Annotated in this window: 23 protein-coding genes; all 23 read right to left on the bottom strand. The window is 44.7% G+C overall.

Features of this window, described 5'->3' with window-relative positions; genetic code table 11:
- On the bottom strand, positions 1–643 hold a 643-nt coding region (locus EZE20_RS21775; protein ID WP_132121731.1), incomplete at its 3' end, for a DUF6712 family protein.
- Complete coding sequence (locus EZE20_RS21770; protein ID WP_132121729.1) at positions 630–1952, bottom strand: phage portal family protein; 1323 nt, start codon at positions 1950–1952, stop codon at positions 630–632. The genes EZE20_RS21770 and EZE20_RS21775, both read right to left, overlap by 14 nt.
- Complete coding sequence (locus EZE20_RS21765; protein WP_132115830.1) at positions 1952–2215, bottom strand: hypothetical protein; 264 nt, start codon at positions 2213–2215, stop codon at positions 1952–1954. Before EZE20_RS21765 ends, EZE20_RS21770 begins: the two co-directional genes overlap by 1 nt.
- Positions 2216–2453: 238 nt before the next feature.
- The gene (locus EZE20_RS21760) at positions 2454–4049 is read right to left on the bottom strand and encodes a hypothetical protein (protein WP_132121727.1); all 1596 of its coding nucleotides are present in this window, start codon (positions 4047–4049) and stop codon (positions 2454–2456) included.
- Positions 4042–4566: a hypothetical protein gene (locus EZE20_RS21755; RefSeq protein ID WP_132121725.1), complete on the bottom strand. Its 525-nt coding sequence runs from the start codon at positions 4564–4566 to the stop codon at positions 4042–4044. Before EZE20_RS21755 ends, EZE20_RS21760 begins: the two co-directional genes overlap by 8 nt.
- A gap of 376 nt (positions 4567–4942) precedes the next feature.
- Positions 4943–5320, bottom strand: a complete 378-nt coding sequence (locus EZE20_RS21750; RefSeq protein ID WP_132121723.1) for a DoxX family protein — start codon at positions 5318–5320, stop codon at positions 4943–4945.
- On the bottom strand, positions 5317–5793 hold the full coding sequence (locus EZE20_RS21745; protein ID WP_132121721.1) for an SRPBCC family protein: 477 nt from the start codon (positions 5791–5793) through the stop codon (positions 5317–5319). The genes EZE20_RS21750 and EZE20_RS21745 overlap by 4 nt, the downstream gene beginning before the upstream one ends.
- A gap of 4 nt (positions 5794–5797) precedes the next feature.
- Positions 5798–6121: an ArsR/SmtB family transcription factor gene (locus tag EZE20_RS21740; protein ID WP_132121719.1), complete on the bottom strand. Its 324-nt coding sequence runs from the start codon at positions 6119–6121 to the stop codon at positions 5798–5800.
- Between the two features lie 431 nt (positions 6122–6552).
- Positions 6553–7122 carry an AAA family ATPase gene (locus tag EZE20_RS21735; RefSeq protein ID WP_132121717.1) on the bottom strand — a complete coding sequence of 190 codons (570 nt, stop codon included), beginning with the start codon at positions 7120–7122 and terminating at the stop codon, positions 6553–6555.
- Between the two features lie 140 nt (positions 7123–7262).
- Positions 7263–7427 (bottom strand): hypothetical protein, encoded by a 165-nt coding sequence (locus EZE20_RS24160; protein ID WP_165933542.1) that lies wholly within the window; start codon positions 7425–7427, stop codon positions 7263–7265.
- The gene (locus EZE20_RS24155; protein ID WP_165933429.1) at positions 7424–7600 is read right to left on the bottom strand and encodes a hypothetical protein; all 177 of its coding nucleotides are present in this window, start codon (positions 7598–7600) and stop codon (positions 7424–7426) included. Before EZE20_RS24155 ends, EZE20_RS24160 begins: the two co-directional genes overlap by 4 nt.
- Positions 7600–7791 (bottom strand): hypothetical protein, encoded by a 192-nt coding sequence (locus EZE20_RS21730; protein ID WP_132121715.1) that lies wholly within the window; start codon positions 7789–7791, stop codon positions 7600–7602. Before EZE20_RS21730 ends, EZE20_RS24155 begins: the two co-directional genes overlap by 1 nt.
- 271 nt (positions 7792–8062) lie before the next feature.
- Positions 8063–8341: a hypothetical protein gene (locus EZE20_RS21725; RefSeq protein WP_132121713.1), complete on the bottom strand. Its 279-nt coding sequence runs from the start codon at positions 8339–8341 to the stop codon at positions 8063–8065.
- Positions 8338–8556: a hypothetical protein gene (locus EZE20_RS21720; RefSeq protein WP_132121711.1), complete on the bottom strand. Its 219-nt coding sequence runs from the start codon at positions 8554–8556 to the stop codon at positions 8338–8340. The genes EZE20_RS21725 and EZE20_RS21720 overlap by 4 nt, the downstream gene beginning before the upstream one ends.
- A 137-nt stretch (positions 8557–8693) precedes the next feature.
- On the bottom strand, positions 8694–9506 hold the full coding sequence (locus EZE20_RS21715) for an N-6 DNA methylase (protein WP_132121709.1): 813 nt from the start codon (positions 9504–9506) through the stop codon (positions 8694–8696).
- 235 nt (positions 9507–9741) lie between these two features.
- Positions 9742–10101 (bottom strand): DUF6876 family protein, encoded by a 360-nt coding sequence (locus EZE20_RS21710; protein ID WP_132116440.1) that lies wholly within the window; start codon positions 10099–10101, stop codon positions 9742–9744.
- 76 nt (positions 10102–10177) lie between these two features.
- Positions 10178–11026, bottom strand: a complete 849-nt coding sequence (locus tag EZE20_RS21705; RefSeq protein ID WP_228713944.1) for a hypothetical protein — start codon at positions 11024–11026, stop codon at positions 10178–10180.
- A 192-nt stretch (positions 11027–11218) separates the two neighbouring features.
- A complete protein-coding gene (locus tag EZE20_RS21700) occupies positions 11219–11635 on the bottom strand; it encodes a hypothetical protein (RefSeq protein WP_132121707.1) in 417 nt (138 codons plus the stop codon).
- Between the two features lie 180 nt (positions 11636–11815).
- Positions 11816–12250 (bottom strand): JAB domain-containing protein, encoded by a 435-nt coding sequence (locus EZE20_RS21695; RefSeq protein WP_132121705.1) that lies wholly within the window; start codon positions 12248–12250, stop codon positions 11816–11818.
- A gap of 216 nt (positions 12251–12466) precedes the next feature.
- Positions 12467–14281: a C25 family cysteine peptidase gene (locus EZE20_RS21690; protein ID WP_132121703.1), complete on the bottom strand. Its 1815-nt coding sequence runs from the start codon at positions 14279–14281 to the stop codon at positions 12467–12469.
- A 189-nt stretch (positions 14282–14470) separates the two neighbouring features.
- Positions 14471–15211: a GREB1-related protein gene (locus tag EZE20_RS21685; protein WP_132121701.1), complete on the bottom strand. Its 741-nt coding sequence runs from the start codon at positions 15209–15211 to the stop codon at positions 14471–14473.
- The gene (locus EZE20_RS21680) at positions 15208–15822 is read right to left on the bottom strand and encodes a ParB/RepB/Spo0J family partition protein (RefSeq protein ID WP_132121699.1); all 615 of its coding nucleotides are present in this window, start codon (positions 15820–15822) and stop codon (positions 15208–15210) included. The genes EZE20_RS21685 and EZE20_RS21680 overlap by 4 nt, the downstream gene beginning before the upstream one ends.
- Positions 15823–15897: 75 nt before the next feature.
- Complete coding sequence (locus tag EZE20_RS21675) at positions 15898–16236, bottom strand: hypothetical protein (protein ID WP_132121697.1); 339 nt, start codon at positions 16234–16236, stop codon at positions 15898–15900.
- Between the last annotated feature and the right edge of the window lie 11 nt (positions 16237–16247).

Here is a 16247-nt window from a genome sequence, read left to right as displayed (position 1 = left end):
CCGCAGATGTCCATCCGGGATTGTCGGCTACCAATCGGTTTTTCCAGGAGGTATACAGCGCATCGCCTAGGAGCGGTTTGATGTAAAACTTTTCGGCTTTTCGCAGGTAATCCCGCAGGGCCAGGTAAATCCGTCGAGAGTGGCGGGCTGCCGGAAAGTACGCGGTCATTTCGGTGGCCGAGCCAATGAAAAGTTCCTTGGAAAGCGTAAAGCTCAGCGAATTTTTCCACGTGGTAAAATTGGCTTTGTTGCTTTCCAGATACTGCAAAGCCTGTTCAAGGGCCATATCCGCCTTGTTGATGGCTTCCTTTCGGGCGGCCACAATCATCCATTTGCCGGGCGACTGCATGTTGGCACCAGAGGGAGCCTGTTTACCGGCGTCGGAGGTGTGCAGCACCAGCCGCATGCCGCCCAGAAGATCCGCATATTCGGCAATTGCCATTCGGAGCCAGTCCAACAGCGTCCTTTGTTTATCGCTCAGCGTCTGGGCTTCTGACAGCTCGTCGTAGAGCTCCTGGCCAATGGCAGGAAGGATGTAGAGCATTTCGGCCTGTTGCACAAAGGGCTTCCACGTCCGCCAGTTCATGGTTTGCTGAATCCCTCCGATGGATTCTTTCAGCTGCTCAATACTATTTATCAGCATCCTGTTCTTTGGTTTCGGGTTCGCTATTGGGATTGTCCGGGGAGGTCTTGGGCGTTACGTCCTGCGTGTAGGAAGTGATTCGGTACACGTAGGGAATCAGGCTTTCGGCCACGCCGTCAATTCGCATGGCGAACAGCACGGGTTTGCACAGCAGCTTCTTGTCAAAAATGGTCATATAGTCCTGCATGTAATTGGCAGAAGCCACAATCTCTTTTCCACTGGTACCCAGCTGATTGCCAATGGTGATGCCGGCCAAATCAGGCCGAACACCGTGGGCGCTGGCCTGCACCTGATTGGCCACTTCAAACATTTTGATGAACGCTTCGTCATTTATTGGATTCTGAATGGGCGTCACCTTCACTCCCTGAATCGTGCGGCCGTCGATGGTGATTTTGGAGAACGTAAACAGGATCTTGTTGGCCTTGTCGAGTCCAATGAGGGTATTGGATATTTCATCCAGAACCTTATTTCTCAGCTCGTCCTGTTCTTCCTGCGTGGAGCCGTCCTGATCAAAGTAGTCATCCGGAATGTCTACATGGTGCGTCAAGAACGCGCCATTCTCAAAGGTTGCGTCGTAGTAGTCCGTGACCCGGTTGGAAATGGAGGTCCATTTGGCCGAGCCCCACCACGGCTCAAATCCGTAGTATTTCTGACCCGGCAGAGGATGCTTCACATGGATCAGCGCCTGAGCAAATTTGGTAGGGGCCGATGGATCAAAGGCATTGACTTCCTTGTAATCGGCTTTGGGTACCTTTTTCTCGTAGCCAAATCGGGGGCTGATCAGATACTTTGTTACCTTGTTTGATTTGGCTTCGGGCCTTTTCGCCCGCACTTCCATGGCATCCACCACTTCCAGAGACTTCACTTTCTTGTCCGTGGTCAGTGTCAGCAGTACGTTAAGCTCGCCACAAAACGCAATCTGATAGGAGGCCGCCGCCAGGTACACTTCCAGATCCAGGCGCTCATGCCACTCATCGAAGGCAGGATCCAGTACCGGTACGTATTTAAATTCCCGGTTGACAATTTCCTTGCGGTGGGGCCCTATGCCGAGTCCACCAATAAAGTTGCGGCGGGTGGTGATGAACTGCCACTTGTTAGGGCTTTCGGTAGCAAGCCGGTGCATGACCAGCAGCTTGTCATCATGTTCGCCGCGCCTGATGTACTCATTTGCCGCTTGGGTGGTCGAGGGTTTTTCCCCATTGGCAAGATCCACCGCTTTGGAGGCATCTTTTCCAAAAGTTACCAGTACACCCGCCTGCGGAGCGTAGCTTGCCACGTACACATTTCTCGAAATTTTTTTAAAACTCATCAGTACAGGTGGTTAATGGCCTGGCCGTTGAAAGTCAACAGAAAGTCTATGTACACATCCAGCAGCTGGTTGTTGGATTGTTGAATCAGTTTGAGCGTACCCGACCGGTTCATCCGTTTACGTTCTCCGCCTGCCGAGTGGGTGGATGTCCGTAGCATGCAGGATTTTTTCTCTCCCCAGCTTCCATCGACCTTTCGGTAGGTAATGTTGAAAACACTTCCGGGCTTATTGACTTCGGACAGTACGGCGCTCAATTGGATCATCTTCGTACATTTTTGATACGGCAATGATACTTCCGGCCTTTATTTTAAGGTAGGACACAAGTTTTTGGGTACTTTTTGCAGTCCTTTTTTTTGTAGTGAGTTGATTTTTAAGGTCTTGCTTAAAAATCAACCGTTTTTTTAACCAGTGACGCAGAGTAAGCTGGCCCGCACTTTACCATAAATGGCAATTGCCAAAAACAAAAAAGGGAATATAGGTTTGGCGATCGGGCCAGCGGCCCTACCTCGAATGGATGAAATTGCGTTGCCTGCGCTGCATGTTCAGATACTTTTTACACTTGACCCACAGCCAATAGTCCAGCGCGTCGGTACCATCGGTCGCGTACTCTCGGTTGCGTGCCCTGGTCTCACTTGCCTTGTCTTTCTTTGCCGTGTTGCCTTTGCCTTTCTTAAAGGTCTTGTCGGTAGTGACTGGTGTCTGTTGAATGTTGATGACCAGTACTTTGTTGGTGTTCTGATTGAATCGCAGTTTGGGTGCACGTGGGTTGTTCTCTTCCAGTAGTAGATTGATCAGGGTATACTTTTCCTGATGGTTGGGATAATGGGTGAGCTCACGCCGAAATACACGCCACCCTCTTTTGTGCAGCACGTCACAAAGGATGTTGTAGAAGGGGCGGTTTTTGTAGGAGGTAGCGGCGCTGGTCGATCGCCCGCCCGGATCACCGTATACGTATACGTCCTTGACCTCATTGCTTTCGTAGGTATCGCAGAACCAGGCGCCCAGTTGTTCAATGATACTGGTGTCCTGATCCTCCTTGCTGCCGGTGGGCTTAACGTACTTGGAGTTGATGACCCGTAGTTCCTTACCTATTTCCTGACCGACGATGCCCCATACAATGTCTGAGTTGAAGTCGAGCGATAGATCAAGGGGCATATCGCTCAGGTAATCGTTGGAGCGAAACAGGACCAGACCGGTCTTATCATCATCCTGGTAAGTGTAGGATTTTGAGTAACAATGTTTGGCTGATGAAAAGCCGTGGTAAAATCCGTTGGGTAGTTTTCCCAAACGGAAGTTCAGTACTTCCACCTCAAATTCAAGCGGCTCCAATTCCTGGCTGAGCCGCTGTTCATAGTCATCCGGAAGAACCTCCTGATTGTCCTTGAAGGTACTTTCCAGAAAAAGATACTGCGGGGGCACTTCCTGCAATTGATCATGAGACAGGGTAGCCCGCTCTTCGAGCATTTGCATCCAGCGTTCTTCCACCTCATAAATCCACATTCCTTCCTGACTCCATGAAGCCGAAGAGAAATCAAAGAAGCCGTGGTGCCAGGGATGACTGGCAAACTTTGCGTACTTGTTGGCACGCACGGCTGGCTGAATGACTTTCTTGATAAAGTCCGGATTCATGGTAGCCGACTCGTCCACCAGAAAACCGTCCAGATTCAGCCCCCTGTGGGTTTCGGGCCGGTCCTGACTGATAAGCCGAAGCGTAAAGCCGTTAATGAAGGTGATGCAGTACTGATAACCCAGCCGCCCCACCTTTTTGTAGGGAGACACCCAGTGATCAGGCGGTTTGACGCCGATGACATAGGTGCCGGAAGGATTGATTTTGGCGTTGAACTCAGTAAGGCCCATCATGCCAAGCGCGTCGCGAATGGACGGAATCACAATCAGGTCGAGCTGGACGTAGGTCAGCCCGACCATTGCCCAGGTGGCTTTGGGGAAATGATTGAACAAAATCCCTACGGCCATGCCCATCACCGTTGATTTCCCGGATCCACGGCCGCCGATGAAGCTTTTGCGTTTGGCTCTGGACCTGAGAAACTTGATCTGCTTGTCGTTGGCGTGTACTTTCCGAACCAGTTCCTTACTCATCGAGATCGAGCTGTTTCTTGTACACGTTCACATTATTCACAAAAACGAATTTGGAGGCCTTCATGAAATCATTCGGGTCCAGGCCAATATCTTCGGGTTCATTGAGCCGGGCCAGATCGTCACCACGTTCCCGGGCTTTTACAGCCGCTTCCAGATTTTTCTCTTTCAGCGCCATATTGGCAATCAGGTCATAAAAGGCAATGGAGGCCGACCGGCGACCATCACGGTCTACCTGATCCAGTTTGCCGTGAATGAATTTTGCTTCCTCAAAAACATACCGGGCCTGCCGCTCCTCGATGTTGTAATCCTTCATCAGCATGGCCCGCACCATATCTTCGGTTCGGCCCATGCAGTACCAGCTCCATGCTTTGCGGTACTTTTCCAGCATATTCAGCTGAGTTCCATTCAGATCGGCCGTGTCTACCTCCTGATTGTAGTATCTCAGGTAGATGTCCAGCTTGCCTTCATCAATTTTCAGTATTCGTTTGAGCCTGCCAATGCTCTTTACATTTCCCATGCATCATTATTAAAAAACCACACTGCTAGATACAATGTGGTTTTTTGGAGTAATAGGACAAGAAAAGAAATCAACAATAGCAGTAGGTCTGATTATTTTGAGCCGTGCTTTCGTAATGCTAATTAAGATTGAAAATATAGGGTCTAAAATAGCTAGTTAAAAGATGATTTCTTCGTTTAACTGGTGGACGGTTCTGAATTTATTACTTCCTTCCTAGATCCTGATAATTTATTTCCAGCAGGTCAATAAGGAATCGCTTTCGGAATTCCCCAGTCGGCAAATTCTCGAAGGATTTGGTTATCATTTACAAATTTGCACGGGATACAGCCAACAATCAGATATTTGTAAACAAGTGAATTAAGTTCAATTTTTATAATTAACTATTTATTAATTTTCGGTCTTCTGGTCTGAAATACCAAGACACAATAGTTAATACTAGTAACAGTGCAGGACCAAAATATTCCACAGCTTTATCACCTACGGCAAGGTGTGTAAAAATCGCTCCTGACATAATAAAGAAAAAACCTGCATAAGCCCATTCTTTTGCTAATTGAAATTTTGGAACAAGAACTGCAATTACACCTAAGATTTTCCAAACGCCTATGATTGTTAGGAAATAGGACGGGTAGCCTAAGGTGTTCATTTTTTGAACTTCATCTTCCATTTGAAGTAGTTGAACTATTCCTGTGGAAACCATTCCTAAACTCAGCCATATGGTAGCCACCCAATAAATGATTTTACCCCTCTTTTTCATAGTTGTTTATAGAGTTTACTGATTACTTTTTCAAGTTTGTTGTGAGCCATATTTATGCCTTGTGCAAAAGGAAGTTTGAGCATATTGTCTCTATCTGCAACTGATTTAAAAATGATTTTCATAGTTAGTTTGCTTGTGTCTGATGTGATTGGTTCAAAATCTATAAATTCAAGCTGAACTGGAAATCCTGTATTTTCCATTTCAAAAGTCCTTGTTATATTTTCATTTTCAATCACTTTATGAATAGTGCCATTAGCCCGAAAAAGAACATTTCCATGGCCGTCCGTTGTCTCAAATTGATAGCTTCCGTGTGCTTGATTTTCCATCTTCATGACTTTGTTCCCCATCCATTGCTCAACCAATTCAGGTTCTGTGTAGGCCTTGAATAGTAAATTTACAGACAAGTCAAATGATCTGGTGATTAAAATTTCCTGTTTGCCTCCTTCGGCTAAAAGCTTTGTTTTCTGTTCCACGATATTATTTTTTTGATTGATAGTTTTTCATTACTTGTTCCAATTTGTTAAATCTGTCATCCCATAGTTTTCTAAATGGTTCTAAGAAGTCGGCTATCTCTTTCATCTTTTCAGCATTAAGGTGATAGTAGATTTCTCGTCCTTGCTGTTCTTGTCTTAGCAATTCACATTCTGTCAAAATTTGAAGGTGCTTTGAAACGGTCGGCCTTGCCGTTTCAAAATTGGAGGCAATAATCCCTGCGGTCATGGATTGAGTGGCGAGTAGAATTAGGATGTTCCTTCTCGTCGGGTCAGCAATGGCTTGAAATACGTCTCTTCTTAAATTCATTGTGAAGTTATTTGACTACAAATTTAAGTGTAGTTATTTAGCTACACAAATTTTTTTCCATTTTATTGTGTCAAAAATTTTAGAATCTAAAAATGTATACGGATTGAGCTGCAGTTTCGGATTTTGGCCTAGCCGAGAACTTGCTTTTATCTTGTTCTCATGTGCCCTCTGTATGGAGTATTATTTCACTAAAATTAGCAAAAGAGTTCTTATCAGGAAGGTCCTGAAAGCAACTTAGCTGCTATGCAAAGATGATTTTATTAATTCTACCATTGATTTGAAATTCTCTATTGATTGGTAAATCAACGTATCACCTGCAATAAATCTGGAATAAAGTGAGTTTCCGATTGAATCTAGTACGGTTACTTCTGTGGAAGAAAACTCTGATAAAGAGGCATATAGCCCCTTTATTTATTGGAATATTTAATCTATCAAAACAACCCCATCCCATCCGGGTCCTCAATGGCCTTCATCGCTCTTCGTTTGTACTCGTCTTCGAGATACACATCCGCAGGATTCTCTAATTTGGCGCCTTCCCGGAAGAAATGTCCCCATCCACGTTTTAGCATTCGGCCGCGCTCGTTGTGCTTGTCGTAGGCAAAGTCAGGAACGTCCAGCCTTCGGATTTTGTGGCTCATCCACGCCCAAATCAAAGCCCAGTCAATCAGCCGGCTCTTTCGGGATCTGCATAGGATAAATATCGCATGCGTCATAAACAGTCTTTGCGGCTCATTCTTGTCTTCTTTCTTCTTGGCCTGTTCTTTAAACATGGAGTACAGCGCCCAAATCTCCGAGGAAATGGATGAGTTGGCCAGGCCCACATCCTCCGAGCTCATGATCCGTAACCTTTTCCATACATATTCACTGTACCCCGAATTGTACAGCTCAACCGCCCAGTACAAAGCTTCTTCTTCCAGGCCCCGGCGAATGCATTTTTGCATGGCCGAACTGATTTCAAAGAAGTCATACCCGTTCGCAGTCGTAATATCATATTTGCCCATTTATTCAATTTTTTGGTATTGATTGATACTCTATTTTCTCTTTGGCATGCATCCGAATAATGCCTACATTTGTCCCGCTTAGATGTTTAATTGCAAAATTAGACTCACAGGAGGCCCGCCGTCAGGCGGGTTCTTTTGTTTTAGAACAGCTTGGTTTGATCGTCCCTGAAAAAGAGGGGAAGATCCGTATAACCCTTTTTCTGATCACGCCTGACTCCGCCCACTGAATTGGGTTGCTCGACCATCAGTTCCCGGAGCGCTGCCTGCTCCACTGGCGTTAACTTTTTGAAATCTTTCTTTTTCATCCTCTTTTACGTAGTTTGGATAGTAGGGTAGACTCGTTTACTTTACCTTTCTGAATTCCCCAGGAGAGCCTTAAACTCATGGAGAAACTGACTACTCCCCGGTGGAAAAGCCCCCAGGCTCGCTGCATAATCAGCCTTAGTTTGGCTCGTAGTTTTTCACTGATATTTCGCATCAGCTGAGCGTTTGCAGGTAGGATACTCCCAGTTGCCGGGCTTTACGGGTGGCCAAGCGTTTGGCTTTGCCATACACCGCAATGAAAGTGAAAACTTCGTCCTGGATCTGGAAGGCCCAGCACCCAAATCCGCGGGGCCCTTTGCCGTGTACTCGCTTGTACTTACTCGAATCGACGTTTACATGTGCCATTTGCTTTGATGTTTAATTGACTGATATTGAGATGTTTAACTGATATAAAGATCTCCCGACAGAACGGATTTAAAAAGCGTCAGTCCAATTATTTTTCCCTGAAAATCAAGTATTTAACAATTTTTTAGTGGGTTTTTTCGCCCATAAGAATTGCGCTGCGTGGGGGTTGGTAGGGCTCTATTTTTTGGGAAGAATGTAGACCTTCACAAAAAAGCTCTCCCGAAGAACCGGGAGAGCGTATGGCCAATTAAACAAGATTGAAATCTGACAATCAGGTCGGTAGCCCAAAATACCGTTTGATCATTTGGATGGCCATATCGTACAGCTCATTACCCAACAGATCCAGCGCCTGAGCATTAAGCCTGTTTCGTTCTGCTAACTCGCCCTGGCTGTACATGGGTTTTCCTGATCCATAGCGTTCGTAGTCCTCAAAATCATCGTCAGGGTGGTAATTTGCCTTTTCTATAATGATTATCTGCTGTAAAAAATTGATCACATCCTGCCGGGTTTCTATTGCATCCGGCAGGCCTTCATTGAAATCCTTTTTCATATGAAAAACACCTCCTTTTCAGTGAAGCAGATAAAATGTTTAGGTTTGCCGCGATAAAAGCAAATCCCGAATGCAAAGTCTTCCCTTTGGCTCATCACAATGATGTTACGGCATTTCTCTACCTGATTACATTTTACAGGCGGTTTATCAATAAAATTGTAGCCTGCTGATCTTAATTCATCAAGCGCAACTTTTGCATCTGTTATCGTTTTCATACTGATTAACTGATTAAAAATGAGTTACTTAACTGATATAAATATCTCCCGACAGAACGGATATAAAAAGCGACAATCCGTTTATTTTCAGCGTTTTATAGAATAAAATAGCCTTCCAGTCCGGAAGGCTATTTCGATCAAAACAGGGATAGCTGACCCGCCCGAACCTCGGTTTGTATGGGTTCAATTATTGATTTGGATACTGGCTCTTTGGGTTTTATTTCGGCTTTTACTTCCAGCTTTTGTCGCCTTCTTTCCCAGTGCTGCATAGTTTCGCTTTGCTCTTTGGTGATCGGTTGCAGGTGAGGAATGGGAGGTATCCCGAATTGGTGGAAATAGTTGATTTGGTAGCCGAACCACCACTTGTCCAGGGCGATGGAGTCCAGGCAGCACACTTGCCCCTGACAGCCGTGAATGGCCATGTTTAGTGCAGACATTTTGGCGCAAATCGCATCCAGATCTTCTGCAAACAAAAAATTGCCGGGATTAAAAGCATTGAAGGAAAGCAATAGCCGGCCACTGCCTGAGGCCGGATCGTTGACTCGTTTTCCGACCGGTCGCTCTTTGCTGTCACTTGTTAACTGAGTCATCAGATCGCACAAGTCCGGTGGCGTAAAGAACTGCCCCATCCAGCTGCGTTTGCTTTGGCTTGCCAGATATTCGTAGATGGTTCCCAGGGCATCAAACCAGCTCGTAGGACTATCAGTCACCCGCTGATCCATGACCTTAAACCAGGCGAGCAGCAGTTCCTGCATTTTGGGGTACGTCTTTTCGTACTTCTTTTCCAGGCGCTGAGCCAGCTCCTTATCCCCTTCAACTAAAAAGCAGGCAATAGCATAATCAATCCAGTCCCTGAATACCTCGGAGGGATCGTATCGGTATTTTCCCATCTCCCGCAGGACCCGGATCATTGGCTCAACGCTTCGGGGAGCATCCATTAAATAGCTCATAGTTGCTTGGTAAGTTGGAGGATTGAAAAAGCCTTGAAGCCGGAAATAGCATGCATTTTGCAGGTGCTTGCTCGTTTATGCCATTGCTGTGCTAGCAGAAAGCTATGGCTGTATATGGAGCTGGGTTCGGTTGCAATGCCGTGAAATAGCATTGCTTTATTTTTGGTAGGTAAATGCATTGTGTCTTTGGATTGAAATGAAACAAAAAAGGCCCCGATCGCTCGGGGCCCGTTACTCAGTATTCGGAGGGAACCATCATGATTCCATCCACGCACCAAAGCGTGAGCAGGTCATGATCAAAATGCGGGCTCCATACGCATTGGGAGACAAGCGTTTTCCCGTTGCCGTCATCGCACCTGACTTCAAATTCACCCTGCTTTTGCCGCAGGAGCTTCCATACCTGGAAATAGTTTCCCACCACTCCCTGTGTGAGTTGGTGGCTGGCAATGATATCCAGTAGCCAAAAACATTGCTGTTCTTCGGCCACGGCCTTTGCCCCATCGGTAAACCACATCCCGGGCAACCAATGCTGGTACAGATTCTCGGTACCGCAGTACTGCTGATACCTTTCGTTTAAATCAAATTGAACTTCCATTTGCTTAGATATTTACTTGTAAAAATGAAATTGGATTAGAAATGAAAGAGCCCCGATAATCGGGGCTCTCGGCGGATCAGAACGGCAGGTCAGCTAACTCCTCACTGGCCGGTACCAGATGGCACATTTTCATCAGGTGGCTTACGTAATAATCCTTGATTCGGAAGGTGGTCACTGCCTTGAACCGCTCCTCGATGCGCTTGATCAGCAGCTGGGCGGGATTGACGTAGGTGCCGGGTTTGTGGCTTTTGATAAAGTCAATGGCATCCTCAAAGGTCAGCGGTTGATTGAGGAGGCTCATGCTGTTGATTTCCTCCAATTTTACATCCAAAGCCGCTGCATCTTTATTCCACCACTTTTTGTTGATGTCTCCCAGATGATTTTTGTCTCCCCAGCGCTCGAAGTCTTCCTTGCTTATTCCGGTCAGCCATTCATTAAGGATTGTTTCCTTGCTTACCCAATTTTCTGCATTGGCCGTTACCCGTTGCCATAGACAGGCCAGTTCGTATGGATTTTCGCTGTTTGCAACCAGGTGCTCATCCATTTCGGTTTCGGGCATGCCTTCCGGAATTTCCGTGGGGCGGTTGGCCAGGTGAGCCACAGTGTAGAGTTCCAGTTTGGCGCAAACCAGGGCATCCAGTTTGTTAATGTGCATCCGGCGTCCTACCTCCGTTGCCCAGTCAAAGTAGTCTTTTTCAGTTTTGCCCGTGGCTTCCAGAAATCGGTCGATGTTTCGGCGGGTAGCCACTTTGGGCTGCTTTGGTTGAACAATTGGAGTCTGTGCAACTTTCTCTTTCACCACTTTTGCGGATACCTTTTTCTCCACTTTTTTCTTTGGCGTTTTGGCTTTAACCACCAGGGTGTTTTTTACTTTGCGAGCACTTGATTTGGCTGCTACCGGGGCATTCACTTGCATGTTTTCCATCTTGCTTAGTTGGTTTAATTGACTGAATATGTGATTGTTAGCTGATATAAAGATCTCCCGACAGAACGGAATAACAACACCACGGTCCATTTATTTTTCCAAAAAATTAAAGTTTTTTTTGCCGTTTTTTGACCATAAAAAAAGGCCCCGTTTCGCTTGAAACAGGGCCTTGATAGGATTGAAAACTGAAAATTATTTGGCAAGTATGGCCTTCAAAGAAATCTCTAACGTGAAATAGACGCACTCCCCATACTTTGTACGGAACCACGTGTAATCATGGTCATTTTTAGACATAAATTTGGCGGCAATTTCCTTACGAACTTCCTGTGGAATAGCCGGTGCTTCCTTCTCAAGTATCCTCAAAGCGGCTCGTTCGATTCCCTTCTGAACGTATACTTGCTGGAAAGGCTCCTGCCCAAATTCGCGAGACATTGAAAAGTCGGTCATATACATGGCAAGTACCTTGTATTTCCCCAGGTAAACCAGGCATCGACTGTCCGATTTGTCGTTGTTCTTAACCTTTGCATGCTGGCAAACTTCTGCTCTTATTTGCTTGATAAACTCAATGGCCCGGGGGCTGTCCCAACTTCCGAATGATAGCGTTTTCATAGTTTATTTGTCTGTATATGAGATATTTAACTGATATAAAGATCTCCCGACAGAACGGATTAACAACACCTCAGTCCATTTATTTTTCCAAAAAATTAAAGTTTTTTTAGTTGTTTTTAACCATAAAAAAGGCTCCGTTTCGCTTGAAACGGAGCCTTGATAGGCATAGTAAAACAGTCGTTAAATAAAGCCGCAATCTGACATTGAATTGAACCCACCTGAAGTAACAATGAGGTGATCCAACAGGTGTATGTCCATCATTTTTCCAACCTCCTTTACCTGTTTGGTCAGCCTGATATCCGCATCACTGGGTTGCAGGTTTCCTGATGGGTGATTGTGAGCCAGAATAATCCCGCAGGCGGCACATTTGAGCGCGATGCCAAAAAGAATTTTTAAATCCACGATGCATCCTGACATTCCCCCGCTGGATAGCTTTTTGTAGCCTACAATCTCGTTGGCCCGGTTGCAAATAACGAGGTACATTTCCTCCTGAAATTCGATTTGATCCGACCATACATTTCGAAGGAACCTTTCGGCATCCTTACTACACGTAACTTTGACCCGGTCTTGTTTGGCTGGTGGCTGATACGAAACTTTAATTTCTGCTAATTCCATCGTGCTTAGATAGTTAACTGGCTTTATATGAGTTATTTAACTGATATAAAGATCTCCCGACAGAACGGATTTACAACGCAAAAACCTCACTTTTTTACTAAAAAAATGAGGTTTTTTTACTTGATTTTTCAGGAAATGACACCCGTGAGAATTGCGCTACATGGGGAAGTATAGGGCTAAAAAAGTAACAGTAAATGTTAATATCCTGTCCTATTTTTAATAAGATAAAGTACCATTTTGAGATATGTTAAGTGTGCCCTCAATAGTGATTTTTCTACTTTCACCTTGATTTTCTAGATTTATAACATGCCCAGGTAAAATATGGACATTATCAACTATGGTTGGGATATGACCGCAGACCCAGGTTGTGCGATCATGCCAATTGCCAGAGGTCTGGCTATAAACAACAGGGCCGCAGAATTCTCGAAGCTTTAATAATGGATCACCTAATATGATTTCAGAGTCATTGTAGCCATTCCCATATCGAAAAGCATCACTTATTGAAGAACCATTCGCCATCCATCCAAATGGGCCATAGACCCTAAAATCCCTGGCAAGCGCACTTTCGTTACCTATTGTAGCTTGAAAAAATAATTGACTATACGCATGCACCGCCAATACATTCCCTCTTTCCAAATACTCATTGGCTAAATAATAGGATCTGTTGAATTTTCCTATCTCGCAGGAATGAAAATTCATTATCTGAATATTGAGAGTATCTAATCCGGAAACCTCTGAGTTGCCTACCCCAAAACTGTGGTAATTTGGGCTTCCATGACCATTAAAGTTAAAAATCTCGTATGAATTTCTTTGAATTTTCTTGAAATAGTCTTCTTTCCAGATGAAGTCATTTCCAGAATAATAAAGATCTTTTACTCTCCCGAATTGAACTGTATCCACTGCCGTCCAACGGCCATTGTGGATTTTCTGGACTGATTCTAAGTCACTTGCAAATCCATCGGAGGTCAAAACTTTTTTATCAAATTCAATTTCATAATTTTTATATCGGTGCAACTTATCAAAGTAAGCAATAATTTTATCGGCCATTTGATGCTGATCATGCGCTGGATTAGGTAATAGCATTCCAAAAGATATGGCTGATGAAGATTGTTGAAAGACTGGATTTCTAATTTCTTCAGGTGCCCGATAACAAGTATTTTGATATCTTGAAGAGATAAATTCATTACCAACAGGATCCAAAACGTAGGAGCTATACCATAAATTTGTATACCAAGTGAATGAAGATCCTGTATACTTAGCACCTATCTGATTCGCTTCATCGTACACAATTGTGGCAATTGGTACTGCTGCATTGCTGCCAATAAAAAAAAGATGGGTTAGGTTGTCATCAAAATACTTATTCTTCACATAGTCTAACAGTTCTACTTTTTCAGGAATGGAAGTACCTATATAATACTTCTCAATTTCCATATTCATAGTTCGTTTCAGGTCTTGGCTATATTGATCTATTGTTACATTGATCCCAGCATGGTTTTCCCATTCCTCATTTATTACTAATAACAGTTTTTTTTGAACTCCCTCGGATTCGGGGAGGGTGGTTATAAACCTATAATAAACATGTTCAGAGCTACACGGATCTCCGTCTAGACCCCAAATAATTGAGGTAATTCTAAAGCGCATGCCGGGCTTCAAACCCTCAACTGTACACTTAATGGAACGGCTATCATGGTCTATTAGGTTGGATGTAATAGATAGGTAAACTGAAAAAATTCCGCAGGATTGAATCGGATAGCAATCGTATTGGGCCGTAAAATAAAAGTTATCGATCAATGATAAATCTATTTGATCTGAAAAATGAAGCGTAATATCAACAGCTGTACTTGGTTTAAGTGGATTAAGTGTAACTTCCATATCAATACCATCATTTGCTATTCGAAGGTCCTGAGTATTTTCTACCGTAGTTATAACCTTGTACTGATTAGTAATACTATCAATCTCCAACCTACGCTGCTGCGCTGAAACTGAAAAAGAGATTATGATAAATAACCAGAGAAGTCGAAAGACTAGCATAATCGAAAATTAAAATAGTGGATATAGTTTACTGATTGACAGATAATTAAGGCCATTAGGATATAGATTAGATATCATTTTTGCCAGGTTTTTATTTTATGAAGATTAACTTCCTAATTGATTAAATGATAGTTCGATTTATATATAATTGACATGATGCACAGTGTAAAACTTTTCAGATGCAAATTTTCAAAATGGCAGTTTCAGACTTTTTTGAAACGGATGCCGTAAGTTACTTTTTCCAGTCGATTTCCGCAACTCCACTACGCTTCCAAACACCTTTTGTAGTAGTAAAAAGTCCTTTTCCTCGTTTTCCACGTTTCTAAACTCAGCCAGTCCTCCCCGGTTCACGAACGTATCCTTTTGGGCCCAATAGAACCTGGTGTCTTTCCAGATCAATCTATGGTGGTGCGCATTAAGAAGCGATATCCAATAGTCTTCGTTACAGATGATATCCGGACTATACCAAAGCTTTGATCCTTCCAGAACTCCGTGGGCACAGCCGGTGACGTAGCCGCTCAATTGGACAGGATTGAGGCTGTTGAATGAAATGGGCGTGGGAGAGGAGCTAAACCCAAATAGAAATGCCCCCGCCTTTCGGGCTGCATAGCCCGTCATTTGGATAATCTCGTAGGCCACTTCCGGATCCACCACAGATTCTTCCCCTTTCTCCGTGTAGATCCGTGACAAATGGTCAATGTCATCGTCTAACATGAAACAATCTCCCACGTGCTTAATAATCCAGTCGCGCTTGCGGCTGAGACCTTTTATAGAATCAGGATGCACAATGAGTTCAACCCCCGGATTGCATTTTTTATAAATCTCCGCCTGACTTTCTTCCACGCATAGGGTAGCGCCATATACCGCGCTGGTCGTCCTGATCCGGTTCCAGCGCTTGTGGCTCGGGATCACTATTTTGATGTCTTTCATTTGGTGAGAGCGGCAATTGCCTGTTTGGCGTGGATCACGTGGGTGGTCCCAATCTTGGAGCTTTTGTAGCATTTGGTCCGGTCGAGCCCGAGCTTTTCGGAGACGTGATTGAAGTCAATTTCATTCTGGCAAATGATCACGATCGAATCGTATTTTTCAGAAAACTTAGCCACAATGGGCATTTCAGGCTCTTCAAAGTGGGAGTCGGACAATTCTTCCAGTGCCGCATCCAGGCTGCCAAGGTCAATCCCGTAGGTAGCAAGATCCACTTCTTCCGAAAACTCAGCCTTCAATAGTTCCAAATCCCATTCTCCAAAGTGGCTGTTCTCAATGATCGACACTTCCTTGAATTCCTTTTCGGTCAGTTTCCGGCTGGCAATGTTTACGTTGATAGGTTCATTGCCCAGGCCCAGCTCCTGCAAGACGGTCAGGCGCTGATGGCCACTGATGATCGTTCCGTCCGAATCAATGACCGGTGGCGTGATCAACCCATAGGCTTTTAGCTTTTCTTCAAGTTCTCTTTTGCGGGTAGACTTTATTTTCCGCGGATTCCTGGCGTACGGCAAAAGCTCGTTTGGGCGCCGCTGCCCAATCTGAAAAAGATCATTCATTTTTAAGACTCAGTTAGTGTACTGCCTCAAAGGAAGCCTGCACCACTGAATTTCATAAGGACAAAAAATGGCCCTTCAATCCGTTGAAGAGCCATTGGTAATTTTTCCTTTGAAGGATTTTTTCAGGTTTGAGTTTCCGCCCTTTCCAGACAGTTCATCATCATCCGTCACCCACCACCACTCAAAAATGAAAAAATTATCCATTTCTTCCGGAATATCAAAGACAAAGAGCCAGGCCCGGCCGGGCTGAACCAGATCCGGCGTCACCCGGTGCGTGATAGTTTCCTGATTGAACCGTTTGAGCCGAACCACCACTTGTCCCCGACGAGGGAGTGGTGTGGCGTTGACAACTCTGAAAACGGCCTTAGGCAGCTTTTGGGTCTGTACCCGTACATTCATTAAATGATTTACCATTAGTGGGTTCT

Source organism: Arundinibacter roseus (genome assembly GCF_004348825.1).
Classification (GTDB): Bacteria; Bacteroidota; Bacteroidia; order Cytophagales; family Spirosomataceae; genus Arundinibacter; species Arundinibacter roseus.
Note: the sequence above shows the minus strand (reverse complement) of the source record. Positions and strands in the feature narration are given on the sequence as shown.